Annotated in this window: 10 protein-coding genes; 6 read left to right on the top strand and 4 right to left on the bottom strand. The window is 70.3% G+C overall.

The annotated features are described in order from the left end of the window. Positions 1-144 precede the first annotated feature (144 nt). The 4 genes from KUM49_RS25320 to KUM49_RS25305 form a co-directional block, all read right to left on the bottom strand. A complete protein-coding gene (locus KUM49_RS25320) occupies positions 145-1,395 on the bottom strand; it encodes an alpha-L-fucosidase (RefSeq protein WP_217239223.1) in 1,251 nt (416 codons plus the stop codon). 80 nt (positions 1,396-1,475) lie between these two features. After that, a complete protein-coding gene (locus tag KUM49_RS25315) occupies positions 1,476-4,535 on the bottom strand; it encodes a glycoside hydrolase family 38 C-terminal domain-containing protein (RefSeq protein WP_217239222.1) in 3,060 nt (1,019 codons plus the stop codon). 33 nt (positions 4,536-4,568) lie between these two features. Next, positions 4,569-5,906, bottom strand: coding sequence for a 6-phospho-beta-glucosidase (locus KUM49_RS25310; protein WP_217239221.1), 1,338 nt, complete (start codon positions 5,904-5,906; stop codon positions 4,569-4,571). Beyond that, a complete protein-coding gene (locus KUM49_RS25305) occupies positions 5,903-6,679 on the bottom strand; it encodes a DeoR/GlpR family DNA-binding transcription regulator (RefSeq protein WP_217239248.1) in 777 nt (258 codons plus the stop codon). Before KUM49_RS25305 ends, KUM49_RS25310 begins: the two co-directional genes overlap by 4 nt. Positions 6,680-6,830: 151 nt before the next feature. Between KUM49_RS25305 and KUM49_RS25300 the strand changes: the two genes are divergently transcribed. From KUM49_RS25300 to KUM49_RS25275, 6 genes are all read left to right on the top strand, one after another. After that, positions 6,831-7,847, top strand: a complete 1,017-nt coding sequence (locus KUM49_RS25300) for a carbohydrate kinase family protein (RefSeq protein WP_217239220.1) — start codon at positions 6,831-6,833, stop codon at positions 7,845-7,847. 79 nt (positions 7,848-7,926) lie between these two features. Further along, complete coding sequence (locus KUM49_RS25295; protein WP_217239219.1) at positions 7,927-9,213, top strand: ABC transporter substrate-binding protein; 1,287 nt, start codon at positions 7,927-7,929, stop codon at positions 9,211-9,213. Further along, positions 9,213-10,175: a carbohydrate ABC transporter permease gene (locus KUM49_RS25290; RefSeq protein WP_217239218.1), complete on the top strand. Its 963-nt coding sequence runs from the start codon at positions 9,213-9,215 to the stop codon at positions 10,173-10,175. Before KUM49_RS25295 ends, KUM49_RS25290 begins: the two co-directional genes overlap by 1 nt. A gap of 15 nt (positions 10,176-10,190) precedes the next feature. Continuing rightward, positions 10,191-11,054, top strand: coding sequence for a carbohydrate ABC transporter permease (locus KUM49_RS25285; RefSeq protein ID WP_217239217.1), 864 nt, complete (start codon positions 10,191-10,193; stop codon positions 11,052-11,054). Beyond that, positions 11,054-13,975: a glycoside hydrolase family 2 TIM barrel-domain containing protein gene (locus KUM49_RS25280; RefSeq protein WP_217239216.1), complete on the top strand. Its 2,922-nt coding sequence runs from the start codon at positions 11,054-11,056 to the stop codon at positions 13,973-13,975. The genes KUM49_RS25285 and KUM49_RS25280 overlap by 1 nt, the downstream gene beginning before the upstream one ends. 50 nt (positions 13,976-14,025) lie before the next feature. After that, on the top strand, positions 14,026-15,855 hold the full coding sequence (locus KUM49_RS25275) for a LamG-like jellyroll fold domain-containing protein (RefSeq protein WP_217239215.1): 1,830 nt from the start codon (positions 14,026-14,028) through the stop codon (positions 15,853-15,855). Positions 15,856-15,862: the final 7 nt, after the last annotated feature.

Genomic DNA, 15,862 nt, shown 5'->3' with positions numbered 1-15,862 from the left:
AGTGGCTGCACACCTACAATCACCACCGAGGACACACCGCTCTGAAAGGCCAACCACCCGCCAGCCGCGTCCCCAACCTCACAGGGCAGTACACCTAGTCCTCGCCGTCGCGCGCACGGACGGGAACTGCCGTGGTCGGGCCCCTCAGGAGCGGCCCGACCCCCGGTACAGCTCCACCTCGCCGTCCAGCTCGAGCGCGAGGACCGTGGCGTGCGGATCGAGGTCTGCCGCTGCGGGCGGGTCGATCCACAGCACGCCGACGGCCTCGTGCAGGCCGCCGACCACGCGGTGGGCGAGTTCGGTGCCGGTACCGAGGACGGTGACCCTGCGGACCGGCGTGACCAGGCCGCGTACGCCGATCTCGGCGCGCGGGATGTCGTACACGGTGAGATAGAGCGTGCGGCGGTCGGCGGAGAGGGTGCTGGGTCCGTAGTGGTGCCCGGCCGGCAGCCCGCGCACCGTCCCGTACACGGCCTCGGAGTGCTTGCGGATCCACTCCCCCAGGCCTTCGAGGCGCTCGGCCTGCGGCTCGGGGATGGTGCCGTCCTCCATCGGGCCGACGTCGAGCAGGAGGTTGCCGCCCCCGCCGATGGTCTCGGTGAAGTAGCGGATCAGCTGGGTGAGCGACTTGTGGTTGTGGTCGTGGTGCTGGTAGCCCCACGAGTCGTTGATCGTCAGGCACAACTCCCAGGGCCCGTCCGGGGGTTCGATGGGGGCGCCCTGTTCGGGTGTGGCGTAGTCGCCTTCGCTGAGCATGCGGGCGTTGAAGACGACGTCGGGCACGTACGAGCGGATGAGCGCGGCGAGCTCCTTGATGCGCCACTGCTCCTCGCTGCGGTCCCATTCGCCGTCGAACCACATCAGGTCGGGCCGGTAGCGGGAGGCCAGCTCGCGGATCTGGCCGTCCCGGTAGGCGATGAACCGCTCCCAGGCCGCCAGGTCCTCGTCCTCGGCCGAGCACTCGGAGTAGCGGTTGTCCTCCATCTCCGGCGGGCGGCCCGGCTTGCGGGTGGTGGCGTAGTCGGGGTGGCTCCAGTCCGAGTGCGAGTAGTACAGGCCCACCTTGAGGCCCTTGTCGCGCAGGGCGTCGGCGTAGCCGGTGAGGTAGTCGCGGCCCAGGTGCAGATCGCCGTACGCGGTGTCCCACAGGGCGACGCCGTCGTGGTGGCGGCTGGTGAGGACGGCGTATCGGGCGCCCGCCCGGGCGAAGAGGCCGGCCCAGGCGTGCGGGTCGTAGTGGGCGCCGGTGAAGCGGTCGAGCTGGGACATGTACCGGTCGTGCGGCACGATGTCGTCGTAGAACGACCAGGACTCCTGGACGCCGTCGACGGCGTAGATCCCCCAGTGGACGAAAATCCCCAACTTGGCGTCGGTGAACCACGGCTGCATGGGCACGGCTGAACTCCTCGGCGGAAGAAGGTCACTTCGGTGAAGGGGCGGGCGCGGCCGGGGCGCCCGCCCCTGGGGGCCGATTCCTACCGGCCGGTGGTGCCGCGCTGCAGACGGAGCGTCAGGACCTGGAAGGGGCGCAGCGAGACCGCGACCGTGCCGTCCTCGATGTGCGCGGTCTCGTCGGGCAGGGGCCGCTCCAGCAGGTCGGTGACCTGGGCGCCGGCGAGCGGGAATCCGGTGCTCAGCACGCCCTGGGCGCGGCCGCCGCGCGACTCGTACAACCGCACGACCACGTCACCGGACGCGTCGTCGGCGAGCTTGACCGCCTCGACGGTCACGCCCTCGCCGGCCACGGACACGACCGGCTCCGGCGTGCCTGCCGCCTCCGCCACGCGCAGCGGCAGGTTGAGGGCGTAGCCCTCGGCGACCGCGTCGCCGATCGTGGCGCCCGGGAGCAGGGAGTACGTGAACCTGTGCGTGCCCTGGTCGGCCTCGGGGTCCGGGATCCGCGGGGCGCGTACCAGGCTGAGGGCGACCGTGGTCGTCGTACCGCCGTCCTCGCGGACCGTGCGGGTGACGTCGTGGCCGTACGTCGAGTCGTTGAGGACCGCGACACCGTAGCCGGGTTCACCGATGTGCACCCAGCGGTGGCCGCAGACCTCGAAGCGGGCCGCCTCCCAGCTGGTGTTGGTGTGGGTGGGCCGCTGGACGTGACCGAACTGGATCTCCGCGGAGGAGTGTGCCGCCCGGACGTCCACCGGGAAGCCCGCCTTGAGGATCTTCTCGGCCTCGTGCCAGTCGATCTCGGTCTCGAAGTCGATGCGGGGGCTGTCGGCGCGGACGGTGATGGTCTGGGTGATCGTCGAGCCCTTGCCGAAGGACCGGGTGACGCGGATCGCGCCGAGCAGGGGGTCCTGCGAGACGACCTCGATGGAGTCGGGGGCCAGCAGGTCCGTGTAGCGGTTCTTGTAGTGCTTGTCGATGTCCCAGGCGTCCCAGTAGTTCGGGAGGTCGGTGTGCAGGCGGAGCAGGTTGCCCTTGTCGGCGAGCACCTCACGGTTCGACCGCAGATCGCATACAGAAGACAGTGTGCCGTCTTCCGCGACCTGCACCCGCACGAGACCGTTGTCGAGGACCAGCCCTTCGGCCCGCACCGGCTGCGCGGGCCCGGCGTCGGTCAGGGGAGCGCTGCCGTTCGCGGGCACCTTGACGTACGCCGGTGCGCCGTCGGCCGTGTGGACGACCTCCGCGCGGTCGTACGGGCTGGTGTTGAACACGCGTGTCGCGCCACCGCCCAGCGCCGCGACCGCCTCCGCCGTCAGGGCCTCCAGTTCCTCGGCCACGCGGGCGTACTCGGCCTCCGCCTCGCGGTGCACCCACGCGATCGAGGAGCCCGGCAGGATGTCGTGGAACTGGTGCAGCAGGACCGTCTTCCACAGCCGGTCGAGCTTCTCGTACGGGTACGCGTAACCCGGCGCGTGCAGCGCGGCCGTCGTGGCCCACAGCTCGGCCTCGCGCAGCTTGTGTTCGCTGCGCCGGTTGCCCTGCTTGGTGCGGGCCTGGGAGGTGTACGTGGCACGGTGGAGCTCCAGGTAGAGCTCGCCGTTCCAGACCGGGGCGTCCGGGTACTCCTCGCGGGCCTTGGCGAAGAACGCGTCGGGGTGCTCGACGACGACCTTCGGCGAGCCCTCCAGGTCGGCGAGCCTGCGGGCCCGTTCCATGATCTCGCGGGTCGGGCCGCCACCGCCGTCGCCCCAGCCGAAGGGCGCCAGCGAGCGCGTACCGCCGCCCTTCTCGCGGTAGTTGCGCACCGCGCGGTCCATCTCCTCGCCGCTGAAGCGGGCGTTGTAGGTGTCGACCGGCGGGAAGTGGGTGAAGATGCGGGTGCCGTCGATGCCCTCCCACCAGAAGGTGTGGTGGGGGAACTTGTTGGTCTGGTTCCAGGAGATCTTCTGGGTGAGGAACCACTCGTTGCCGGCGAGCTTGGCGAGCTGCGGGTAGGCGGCGGTGTAGCCGAAGGAGTCCGGCAGCCAGACGCCCTTGGTCTCGACGCCGAAGTGCTCGATGAAGAACCGCTTGCCGTGGATCAGCTGGCGGGCGATGGCCTCGCCGCCGGGCAGGTTGCCGTCGGCCTCGACCCACATGCCGCCGACCGGGGCCCACTGGCCCTTCTTCACCGAGTCCTGGATGCGGCCCCACACCTGGGGGTAGTTGTCGCGCACCCACTCGTACTGCTGGGCCTGGGAGCAGGCGAAGATGAAGTCGTCGTACTCGTCGGCCAGGGACGTCACGTTGGAGAAGGTGCGGGACGTCTTGCGCTTGGTCTCGCGGATCGGCCACAGCCAGGCGGAGTCGATGTGGGCGTGGCCGACGCCGGAGATGGTGTGGGCGCTGGCATGGGCGGGCCTGGCGAGGACGGGGGCCAGGACCTCGCGGACGGCGGCGGCGCTGCCGGAGACGTCGTCCAGGTCCAGGGTGTCCATGGCCCGGTCCAGGGCGTGCATGATCTCGTGGCGGCGCGGCTCGTGCTCACCGAGGTGGACCATGAGCTCGCTCAGCACCTGGAGGTCCAGGTCGAGGTGCCAGACCTCCTCGTCGAGGACGGCGAGGTCGGCGCACCGGAAGGTGTACAGCGGCTTGTCGCCCGCGGTCAGGATGTCGCCCATCAGGGTCGGGGCGGAGAAGTTGTCGGCGAGGATGTCGGGGTTGGAGGCCGCCTCGACCAGGTAGTCGACCGTCTCGCCGCCCGTGGCGGGGTGGGCGATCGGCACGTACTGGTTGAGCGGGTTGACCGCCTTCAGCGGCGTCCCGTCCGCGAGGTGCACCAGCGCCTCTGCCTGGTTGCCGGGCCAGTCCCCGACGAAGCCGAGGTCGATGACCGCCTCGACGCGCTTTCCGGCCCACTCGGCGGGCACCTGGCCGCGCATGCGGAACCAGGTGGTGCCCCAGGGCGGGCCCCACGGGGTGTCCATCGCGAACGGCTCGTAGGGCGCGGCGGCCGCCTCCGCGAACGGTACGGGCTCCCCCGGCGCCTGCCAGGCCTCGACCTCGAAGGGGACGGTGGCCGCGTAGATCGCGGGCTTGATGCGCTGGGTGTGGACGCGCTCGACGCGCTCCTCGATCCGGCGGCGTTCGTCGTGCATGAAAGTCTCCAGGAACCAGTGAGGGGAAAGCGCTTACTTCAGGTACGCCAGGCCGGGATGGACCGAGGTGTATCCGTCCACCAGTTTGCGGGCGACGTTCACCGAGTCGACGAGCGGGTGCAGCGCGAACGCCTTCACGGCCGTCGTCCGCGAGCCGGCCTCGGCGGCGGCCAGCACCTCCCGCTCGACGGCCTTGACCGAGCAGACCAGGCCGGTGGCGTGGTCGGGCAACGGGGCGACAGCCACCGGGTGCGCGCCGTTGGCGTCCACCAGGCAGGGCACCTCGATGACCGCGTCCCCGTCGAGCACCGAGAGCGTGCCCTGGTTGCGCACGTTGAGGATCAGGGTCGTGCGCTCGTCGCGGGCGATGGCCCGCATCAGGGCGAGGGCCACCTTCTCGTAGCCGCCGGACAGATCGTCGGCGTCGCGCTCGCCGGCGCCCGCCGTCTCCCGGTTCTCGGACATGTAGGTGGCCTCGCGCTCGGCGCGGGTGCGGTCCCAGGCGGTCAGGGCCGCCGCGTCGGGGCGCTTCATCTCCTCGTAGAAGCGGGCCTGCTGGTCGGCGAGGAAGGCGCCGCGGGTCTTCTCGGCCTGCTGGTAGGAGCGGACGGCTTCCCGGTTGAAGTAGTAGTAGTGCAGGTACTCGTTGGGGATCGCGCCCAGGGACCGGAGCCAGTCGACGCCGAAGAGCTTGCCCTCCTCGAAGGAGCCGAGCAGGTCGGGGTCGGTGAGCAGCCGCGGGAGTTCGTCGCGGCCGGCGACACGCAGACCGCGGACCCAGCCGAGGTGGTTGAGACCGACGTAGTCGATCCAGGCCTCGCGGGGGTCGGCCCCGAGGACACGGGCGATACGGCGGCCGAGGCCGACCGGCGAGTCGCAGATGCCGATGACGCGGTCGCCGAGGTGGCGGGACATGGCCTCGGTGACCAGTCCGGCCGGGTTGGTGAAGTTGATGACCCAGGCGTCGGGGGCGAGGCGGGCCACACGTCGCGCGATGTCGACGGCGACGGGGACCGTCCGCAGACCGTAGGCGATGCCGCCCGCGCCGACCGTCTCCTGGCCGAGGACACCCTCGTCCAGCGCCACCCGTTCGTCGTTGGCGCGGCCCTCCAGGCCGCCGACCCGGATCGCGGAGAAGATGAAGTCGGCGCCGCGCAGGGCCTCGTCGAGGTCGGTCGTGGCGGTCACGCGGGGGGCGTCGGGTACGGCCGCGGCCTGTTCATCCAGCACACGGGCGACCGCATACAGTCGACTGTCGTCCAGATCGTGCAGAACGACTTCGGTGACCCGGCCCTCGGCGCGGTCCGTCAGCAGCGCCCCGTACACGAGCGGCACCCGGAATCCGCCGCCGCCCAGAATGGTCAGCTTCACGCTGCGCCCGCCTTTCCTGGTTCTCCCGCCAGGACCACGTCGACGCCGGCCTCCTCCAGGGAGGACCGGGTCGCCGCGTTCACCGGCGCGTTCGTCACCACCGCGTCCAGGTCCTCGGGACCGCAGACCTGCGCCATGCCGGTACCCGGGAACTTCGCCGAGTCGGCGAGCAGGACGACCTTGTCACCGGACTTGATCATGGCCCGTTTCACCGGGACCTCGACGACCGTCGTGTCCATCACCTGCCCGCCCGGGCGCACTCCACTGGTGCCGAGGAAGAGCCAGTCCGCGTGCAGCTGGCGCAGGTTGTCCTCGGTGAGGAAGCCGACCAGGGAGCGGTACTCGCGGCGGAGCATGCCGCCGAGCAGCACCAGCTCGATGCCCTCGTCGTCGGCCAGCTCCTCGTAGACCACCAGGTTGCTGGTGATCACGGTGAGGCGGCGGCCGTGCAGCTGTCTGGCCAGACGGTAGGCGGTGGTGCCGATGTCGAGCAGCACCGACTGACCGTCGGCGACCATGGCGGCCGCATGAGCGGCTATGGCGTCCTTCTCGGCCACCCGCACCTCGGCGACCTCGGCGAAGGGCTGGTCGCCCTCGTCGGCCACGGCCCCGCCGTGCACCCGCGTCAGCAGGCCGTCCTCCTCGAGTTTGACCAGGTCACGCCTGACCGTGGCGGGGCTCACACCCAGCTGCTCGGAGAGATCGGTCACGGCCGCGGGGCCACCGGAGCGCAGGGCCCGCAGGATGAGTTGATGTCGTCGTTCTGCCAGCACGACGTGAACACTACTCGTCATCTTCAATCATTTCTATGCTCACTTCTGCTGAAGTCTTGACCAATGTCGCCGATCGGCGCACGATTCCGGTCACCGAAATGAAGAGTTTTGACGAGGCTCTCAGACGACTCTCGGACGAGAGGATGCGCGCGTGGACGACGACCGGCCCGAGGTGCTGCTGACCGGGCTGCTCTTCTACGACCTCGTCCTCACGGGTCTGGGCAGGCCGCCGACACCGGGCGAGGAGATCTGGACGGCCGGCATGGGCTGCGGCCCCGGCGGCATCGCCAACCTGGCCGTCGCCGCCTCCCGCTTCGGTCTGCGAACCTCCCTGGCCACGGTCTTCGGCGACGACTTCTACGGCGCCCACTGCCTGGAGATCCTCGCCGGGCAGGAGGGCGTCGACCTCTCGCTCTCGCGCGTCGCGGACGGCTGGCACACCCCGGTCACCGTCGCGCTCGCCCACGGACACGACCGTGCGCTGGTCACCCACGGCCAGGAACCGCCGTACTCGCAGGACGCGCTGATGGGCGACCCGCCCGAGGCGCGCACGGCCCTCGTGCACCTGGAGGCCGAACCGCGCGCCTGGCTCGCCAAGGCCGCCGCGAACGGCACCCACATCTACGCCGACGTCGGCTGGGACCCCACCCAGCAGTGGTCCACCGACCTCCTCGACCAGCTCTCCCTGTGCCACGCCTTCCTCCCCAACGAGGCCGAGGCGATGGCCTACACCCGTACCGAGAGCGCGGTCGCCGCCCTCGGCACGCTCTCCGAGCTGGTGCCGGTCGCCGTGGTCACGCGGGGCGGCGACGGCGCCGTCGCCGTCGACCAGACGACCGGCGAGTACGTGGACGTCCCCGCCCTGGACGTCGACGTCCTGGACGCGACGGGCGCCGGGGACGTCTTCGGCGCGAGCTTCGTCGCGGCCTCGCTCGGCGGCTGGCCGCTGGAGGAACGGCTGCGGTTCGCCGTACTGGCCGCGGGTCTGTCCGTACGGCATCACGGTGGCGCGCTGGCGGCCCCCGGCTGGTACGGCGTCGACCGCTGGTGGCGCTCGCTGACCGACCCCGCGCTGAAGCGGGCGTACGGCTTCCTGGCGGAGCGGCTGCCGGACGATCCCGGTCCTCCCGTCCGGTACGCGCCCGTCACGCCGCCCGCACGGCCGTAGTGACCCCCGCGCTCGCGAAACCCCCGACATCCCCCCTCGTAGGCGAAGTCCCGAAGAGATCCGAAAGGCGGTGGGAGCTGTGCGGCTCTCACGAAGAGGCCTGCTGCGCGCGGGTCTGGCCGGCACGGCGGCCACCGCGCTGGGCGGCCTGGCGTCCGGCTGTGCCGTTCCGACCGGCTCGACCGGCCGGAACATGGTCCTGTGGTACTGGGACGGCGGCCTGGGCGACACCGTCGTCGCCAAGGCCAAGGCCCGTTACGACAGCGCGGTCGACCTCCGGGCCATCAAGATCGGCGGCTACTACCGGTCCAAGCTGATCACCACGATGGCCGGACGCGCCCACGTCCCCGACATCGCCGGCCTCAAGGGCGAGGACATGGCGTCCTACCTGCCCAACGCGGACCAGTTCGTGGACCTGCGGACCCTGGGCGCGGAGAAGTACAAGAACCGGTACCTGTCCTGGAAGTGGGACCAGGGCATCGCCGACGACGGCTCGATGGTGGGTTTCCCCATCGACTGCGGTCCGGTCGCGCACTTCTACCAGTACGAGGTCTTCCGCAAGGCGGGACTGCCGTACGAGCCCGCCGACGTGTCCCGGGAGCTGAACACCTGGGAGAAGTTCTTCGCGGCGGGCGAGCAGCTCAAGAAGCGCGTCCCGGGGTCCTCTCTGCTGACCGACGTCAACAGCGTCTTCGAGAACGTGGTGCAGCAGGGCAGCAAGCGGTACGTCGACAAGGACCGCAACTTCATCGGCGACCAGGAGCACGTGCGGGCGGCCTGGGCGCTGGCCGTGGAGGCCAAGCGGCGCCGGATCGTCTCCAACCTCGTCACCGGTACCCCGGACCAGATCTCGGCGGTGGACTCGGGCAAGCTGCCCAGCCAGCTCGGCGCCTCCTGGGCGACGTACGACATCAAGAACGGCAACCCGAAGACCAAGGGCAGGTGGCGGATCGCCGACATGCCGGTGCGGCCCTCCAACAACGGCGGCTCGTTCCTGTCGGTCACCAAGGCGTGCCGGGACCCCGAGCAGGCCTTCGAGATCATCGCGTGGATGCTCGACGCGGCCAACCAGGCCTCGGGTTACGTCGACGCGGGTCTCTTCCCCTCCACCCCGGCCTCGTACGGCCTGAAACAACTGCGCGAACCCGACCCGTTCTTCGGCGGCCAGGTGACGACGGACGTCTTCGGGCCCGCCGCGCAGAAGATCGTGGTCGCCTACAACAGCCCCTTCGACGTGGCGCTCGGGCAGCCCATCAAGGACGAGATCAAGAACGTCGGCGTCCTCGGCAAGGACCCGGAGAAGGCCTGGAGTGACGCCATGAGCAAGTGCCGGCGGATCGCGAAGCACCTGGGGGTGAGCTACTGATGGCCACCGTCCCCGCCCTGGAGAAGCCCCCCGTGGTCCTGGCGGACCCGCCCGCCGTGCGGCCGAGGAACGGGTGGCGCAAGTACTGGCACCTGTATGCCGCGATCTCCCCGTTCTATCTGCTGTTCCTCGCCTTCGGTCTGATCCCCGTCGGCTTCTCGCTCTACCTCTCCTTCCACCGCTGGGACGGCCTCGGCTCGATGGAGTGGGCGGGTCTGTCGCAGTACCAGTACCTGGTGAGCGACAGCGACTTCTGGAGCTCGATCGGCAACACGGTCATCATCTGGGCGCTGGCCACCTTCCCCATGATCTTCCTGGCGATGGTCACGGCCGTGATGCTCAACGCGGCGGTCCGCTTCAAGAACGTCTACCGGTTCGCCTACTTCCTGCCGAACGTCACCTCGGTGGTGGCGATCGCGATCGTCTTCGGCTCGGTGTTCTCCACCAACTTCGGCCTGGTGAACGCCCTGTTGCAGGCGGTGGGTCTGGACCAGGTGGCCTGGCTGAACACGCCGTGGGGCATCAAGGTCGCCATCGCGACGCTGATGACCTGGCAGTGGGTCGGCTACAACGCGATCATCTTCCTCGCGGGACTGCAGACCGTCCCGGGCGAGCTGTACGAGGCGGCGCGCATGGACGGCGCCGGTCCCCTGCAGACGTTCTTCCGGATCACGCTGCCCCTGCTGCGGCCGACCCTGCTGTTCGTGCTCGTGGTCTCCACGGTCACCGGCCTGCAGAGCTTCACCGAGGCGCAGGTCCTGCTGCAGAACACCTCGAACGACTCGACGTTCTCCGGCGGTCCGGACCACGCGGGCCGGACGATGGTCCTCTACTTCTTCCAGCAGACCTTCGACAACAACGACTTCGGCTACGGCGCCGCCGTGGCGTGGGGCATCTTCCTCGTCGTCGTCATCTTCTCGATCATCAACTGGCGGCTGGTGCAGCGCCGGGACGAAGACTAGGGAGGCCCGAACACCATGGCATCCATCCAAGGCACCAGGCGCCCCAAGGGCATACAGGGTGTCCGGCGCCGGGGCATCGCACTGCACGCGGTCCTCGTCATCGGGCTGCTGCTGTCGGCCTTCCCGTTCTACTGGGCCATCATCATGTCGACGCACACGTCGACCGAGATCTTCTCCTACCCGCCGAAGCTGCTGCCCGGCTCGCACTTCCTGCAGAACGTGCGCAGTCTCTTCGACAACATCGATTTCTTCGGCTCGATGTTCAACTCGCTGCTGGTGGCCTGTTCGGTGACCTTCCTGGTCCTGTTCTTCGACTCGCTGGCCGCGTTCGTCTTCGCCAAGTTCGAGTTCCCGGGCCGCAGGCTGCTGTTCGTCGTGCTGATGGCGATCTTCATGGTGCCGACGCAGATGGCGATCATCCCGCAGTTCGTGATCATGGCGAACATCGGCTGGATCGGCTCGATGACCGCGCTGATCGTGCCGGCCGCGGCCAACGCGTTCGGCATCTTCTGGATGCGCCAGTACATGCAGAGCGCGATCCACGACGAACTGCTGGACGCCTCGAAGATCGACGGGGCGAACTTCCTGCGCCAGTACTGGCACGTCGCGCTCCCGGTCGTCCGCCCGGGCCTCGCCTTCCTCGGCATCTTCACCTTCATGGCCCAGTGGAACGACTACGCGTGGCCCCTGATCGCCCTCACCGACCCGGACAACGTCACCCTCCAGGTCGCGCTGTCCCAGCTCAACGGCGTCCACGGCACCACGGACTACGGCATGGTGATGACCGGCGCGCTGCTCGCCCTGGTCCCGCTGCTGATCGTGTTCGCCATCGGCGCCAAGCAGATCATCGGCGACCTCGGCAAGGGAGCCATCCGCTGATGGACCCCTTGCTGGCGCTGCGCCCCTGGGAGACACCGGAGGTGACCTCCTGGCGGCGGCTGCCGATGAACGCCACGGACCGCCGCGCCGGGGCGCTGAAGCTGGACGGCGACTGGCGCTTCCAGCTGCTGCCCGCCCCGGACGCGCCGGTCGCGGACGTGTGGTCGTCGGCATACGTTCCGGGTGTCTGGACCATGCAGGACACCGACGACCTTCCGCAGTACACGAACGTCCGTATGCCGTATACAGAATTCCCCCCACTGTCGCCCGCCGACAATCCGACGGGTGTGTACGAGCGCACGGTGGACGTGCCCGCGGAGTGGGCCGGGCGGCGGATCGTGCTCCAGGTCGGGGCCGCCGAGAGCGTGCTCCTCGTGCACGTGGACGGGCGGCCGGTCGGCATCTCCAAGGACTCCCATCTCGCCGCCGAGTTCGACCTGACGGGGCTGGTGCGCGCCGGCGAGCGGGCCGTCGTACGGCTGACGGTCGTGAAGTGGTCGGACGCCTCGCACATCGAGGACCAGGACCAGTGGTGGCACGGGGGCGTCACCCGGTCGGTGCTGCTGTACTCGACGGATCCCCTGCACCTCGCCGACGTGAGCGTGCGGGCGGGACGGTACGGCGACCTGCGAGTCGACTGCCGGGTGCGGGACGCGGGCGGTGCGCTGCCCGAGGGGTGGTACGTCAGCGGCGAGCTGGACGGTCATTTGCTCACGCAGGACGGCGAGTTCGACCGCGCCAGCACCGACGACGGCCGCGTCTCCGACTTCCTCGGCGAGGCCCGGCTGCTGACCACCGTCGCCGACGTACGCACCTGGAACGCCGAGACGCCCGAACTGTACGGCCTGACCGTGCGGCTGCACCGCGCCGACGGCACCGTCGCCGACGCCTCGCACCACCGCGTCGGCTTCCGGGACGTCGAGATCGTCGGGCGGGACCTGCTGGTCAACGGCGAGCGGGTGTTCGTCCGGGGCGTGAACCGGCACGACTTCCATCCGCTGACCGGGCGGACGGTGACCCGCGACGACCTGCGCGCCGACCTGGTCGTGCTGAAGCGTTTCGGCTTCAACGCGGTCCGCACCTCGCACTACCCGGGCGACCCGGCACTGTACGACCTCGCCGACGAACTGGGCTTGTACGTCGTCGACGAGGCCGACATCGAGTCCCACGACCACGCCCACGAGATCGCCGACGACCCGCGCTATCTGAACGCCTTCGTGGACCGGGTCTCCCGGATGGTGCTGCGGGACAAGAACCACCCCTCGGTCATCATCTGGTCGCTGGGCAACGAGTCCGACTACGGCGCGAACCACGACGCGGCGGCGGGCTGGGTGCGCCGGCACGACCCGACGCGGCCGATCCAGTACGAGGGCGCCGCCAAGCTCGGCTGGGCCGACCCGCAGGTCGCCTCCGACATCGCCTGCCCGATGTACGCCCCGCTGGAGGACTGCGTGGCGCACGCGCTGTCCGGCGAGCAGACCAAGCCGCTGATCCAGTGCGAGTACTCCCACGCGATGGGCAACAGCAACGGCACGCTCGCGGACCACTGGGCGGCCATCGAGTCCACCCCGGGTCTTCAGGGCGGCTTCATCTGGGAGTTCTGGGACCACGGCATCCTGCAACGTGTGAACGACGGAAGACCGGTCGGGCGAGGGGGCGCCGGACTCTATGACAACGGTGTCACCGCGCCCGGCCACCGCTGGGCGTACGGCGGCGACTTCGGGGAGCGGATCCACGACGGCGCCTTCATCGCGGACGGGGTCGTGTTCCCGGACCGCACGCCCAAACCCGTGATGTACGAGCACCGGGAGATCGCGGCGCCGGTGCGGCTGGAGTGCTTCCGGCACGAGGGCGTCGTCATCGGCAACCACCAGCACTTCCGCGGCCTGGACTGGTTGTCCGCCCGGTGGGAGCTGGCCCTGGCCGACGGCGGCACGCTGACCGCACCGGCCGAGCTGCCCGAACTGCGCCCGGGTGAGACGGCGGCGGTGCCGCTGCCGTTCGAACTCCCGCGGGGCGGCGGCGAGGCGTGGCTGACGCTGCGGGTGACGACCGCGGCCGACGAACCGTGGGCGCCGCGCGGCACGGTGGTGTGCCTGCCGCAGGTACGGCTGCGCGCCGCTGAGCCGATGCGGTCCGCCCCCGTGGCGCGGAACCGTTCCGTCGAGGTCGACGGGGAAGGGCTGCTGGTCCATCCCCTGCTCACTTCCGCACCCGTCCTCTCGCTGTGGCGGGCGCCCACCGACAACGACGAGCTGGGCGGCCTGGCCCCGCGCTGGCGGACCTGGGGGCTGGACACGCTCGTGCGCAAGGTCGCCGACGTCCGCCGGGCGGCGGGGCAGGTCACCGTGCACGCCGAGTACGCGACGGAGGCGGGTGTCGTCCGTCATGTGCAGGTGCTCACGCCGGTCGAGGGCGGCGTCCACGTCGAGGAGCGGGCCGAACTGCCGGACGCGCTCGCCGATGTGGCGCGGGTGGGGTCCGTGTTCGAGACGGTGGCGGGCCTCGATCTGATGGAGTGGTACGGGCAGGGCCCCTGGGAGTCGTATCCGGACCGCGGCTTCGGCGCGCCCGTCGGTCATCACTCCGTTCCGGTGGACGAGCTGTTCACCCCCTATCTGCGTCCGCAGGAGAGCGGCGGGCGGCACGGCGTACGGCGGTTCACCCTGTCGGCCCCGGACGCCACGGGTCTCACGGTCGCGCTGGACGAGCCGCGGCAGGTGTCCGTGACCCGTTACCGCGCCGAGGACCTGACCGCCGTGACCCACCACGACCGACTCGTCCCACGGGCGGGGTGCGTGGTCCATGTCGACGCGGCCCACCGCGGCCTGGGCACCGCCTCGTGCGGGCCCGACACCTCACCGTCGTACCTCATCGCACCGGGCGTCCACCACTGGAGCTGGACCCTGCGCGCCCTCTGACTCCCCCCACGCCTTCTCTGTCACCTTTTACGCAGTGTTACGGAGCACACGTGTGCGTTTTGCATGAGCACGACCAGGGCGAGGCCGCGCAGGCCGGTGCCGGAAGACGCGGTTTCCTGCGGGCGACGGCGCTCCTGGGCGCCGCCGCGACCGCCGGCCTCGCGCTGCCGGCCGCCGCCGAGGCGGCCCCGGCCTCCGCCGCCTGGCGGCCCGACCCCGACAGCAGCCGCTTCACCCTCGCCGTCATGCCCGACACGCAGTACCTCTTCGACGGGCCGAGCATCGACAAGGCGCCGATCGAGGCGTCCCTGCGCTACCTCCTGGAGCACGGCAGGGAGGAGAACATCGTCTTCCTGTCCCACCTCGGCGACCTCACGGAGAACGGCGCCCAGGCCGAAGTCACCGCGATCAGCGAGGCTTTCAGGCTTCTGGACCGGCGCGGTGTCGGCTACAGCGTCCTGGCCGGCAACCACGACGTGAGGTCGTCGACCGACGACCAGCGGGGCCCGACGCCGTACCTGGACGCCTTCGGTCCGAAGCGGTTCGAGGGAAAGCCGACCTTCGGCGGGGCCTCTCCCGACGGCTACAACACCTTCCACCTCTTCGAGGCGGCCGGCCGGGAGTGGATGGTGCTCGCACTGGACTGGCGGCTGTCCGCGAAGGGGTACGCGTGGGCCAAGGACGTCCTGGCCAAGCACCCCAGGACGCCGGTCGTCCTCACCACGCACGAGCTGGTCGTCGAGGACGACTCCCTCTCCGCGTACGGACAACAGCTGTGGGACCAGCTGATCGAGGACCACGACCAGATCTTCCTCACCCTCAACGGGCACTACTGGCCGGCCGGCCGGGTGACGCGCAGGAACGCGGCCGGCAACGACGTCCACCTGCACCTGACGAACTATCAGAACCGCTACTTCGGCGGCGCGGCGATGATCCGCCTCTACCACTTCGACCTGGACCGGAACGTCATCGACGTGGAGACGGTCTCCCCGTGGATCCTGGGCCGGGCCGCGAAGGGGCTCAACGAGCTGGAGCGGCAGGAGATCGAACTCAGCGGCGACGCCGACCGGTTCTCCGTCGACATCGACTTCGCGGGCCGCTTCTCCGGCTTCGCCCCGCTGCCCGTGCGCCCGGCCCGCCCCGCCTCGAGGATGCTGGTCCCGGGCACGGTCGCGTACTGGCGCTTCGAGTCACCCGTGTCCGGCACGGTCCGTGACCTGTCCGGCCGCGGCAACGACCTCACCGCGGTGTCGGTGGGCGGCGGCTCGCTGGGCTGGTCGGCGGACCACCACCCCGACCAGCCCGGCCACGGCAGCCTGGAGTTCCAGGGCTACAAGTCCCCGCTGAAGGGCGCCTACCTGCGCACGGTCGACAACGCTCCCCTCAACTCGGCGACGTTCAAGGCCGGTTACACCATCGAGGCCTTCTACCGCCCCCCGGCCGACTGGGACCCCTCCCACAACGCCTGGGGCGGACTCGTCAGCCGCACCGGCACCGGCGGGGCCGCCGGCAAGACCGAGGACGACCCGGACGAGCCGCTGGCCACGCTCTCCCTGTCCGACGGGCCCGGCCCGCAGTGGGCGGTCCGCCCGCTCAACCAGCAGGGCATCGCCACGAACTGGGGCGACGAGACGGCCCGAGAGGTGTGGTGGCACGTCGCCGTCGTCAACGACGGCTCCCACACCACGATGTACGTCCAGGGCTGCCCCGTCGCCCGCAACCCGCACGCCCCCGCCGTCGGACTCACCTCCGTCGGCCTGCCGTGGCTGCTGGGCGGTTACGAGTACGGCGGCGCCATCGACCAGATCCTGTACGGCCGGCTCGGCGACGTCCGGATCGTCGAACGCGCGCTGCCCGTCACGTCGTTCATGAACCACTGACCTCTTC

The sequence above is a fragment of the Streptomyces sp. AC555_RSS877 genome (assembly GCF_019049245.1).
Taxonomy (GTDB): domain Bacteria; phylum Actinomycetota; class Actinomycetes; order Streptomycetales; family Streptomycetaceae; genus Streptomyces.
This window is presented reverse-complemented; position numbering and strand designations above follow the sequence as displayed.

Bases quoted from the DNA above. Each gene is read 5' to 3' on its own strand.
- KUM49_RS25280 (WP_217239216.1), top strand. From the start codon at position 11,054: ATGGACCCCTTGCTGGCGCTGCGCCCCTGGGAGACACCGGAGGTGACC.
- KUM49_RS25285 (WP_217239217.1), top strand. From the start codon at position 10,191: ATGGCATCCATCCAAGGCACCAGGCGCCCCAAGGGCATACAGGGTGTC.
- KUM49_RS25315 (WP_217239222.1), bottom strand. From the start codon at position 4,535: ATGCACGACGAACGCCGCCGGATCGAGGAGCGCGTCGAGCGCGTCCAC.
- KUM49_RS25290 (WP_217239218.1), top strand. From the start codon at position 9,213: ATGGCCACCGTCCCCGCCCTGGAGAAGCCCCCCGTGGTCCTGGCGGAC.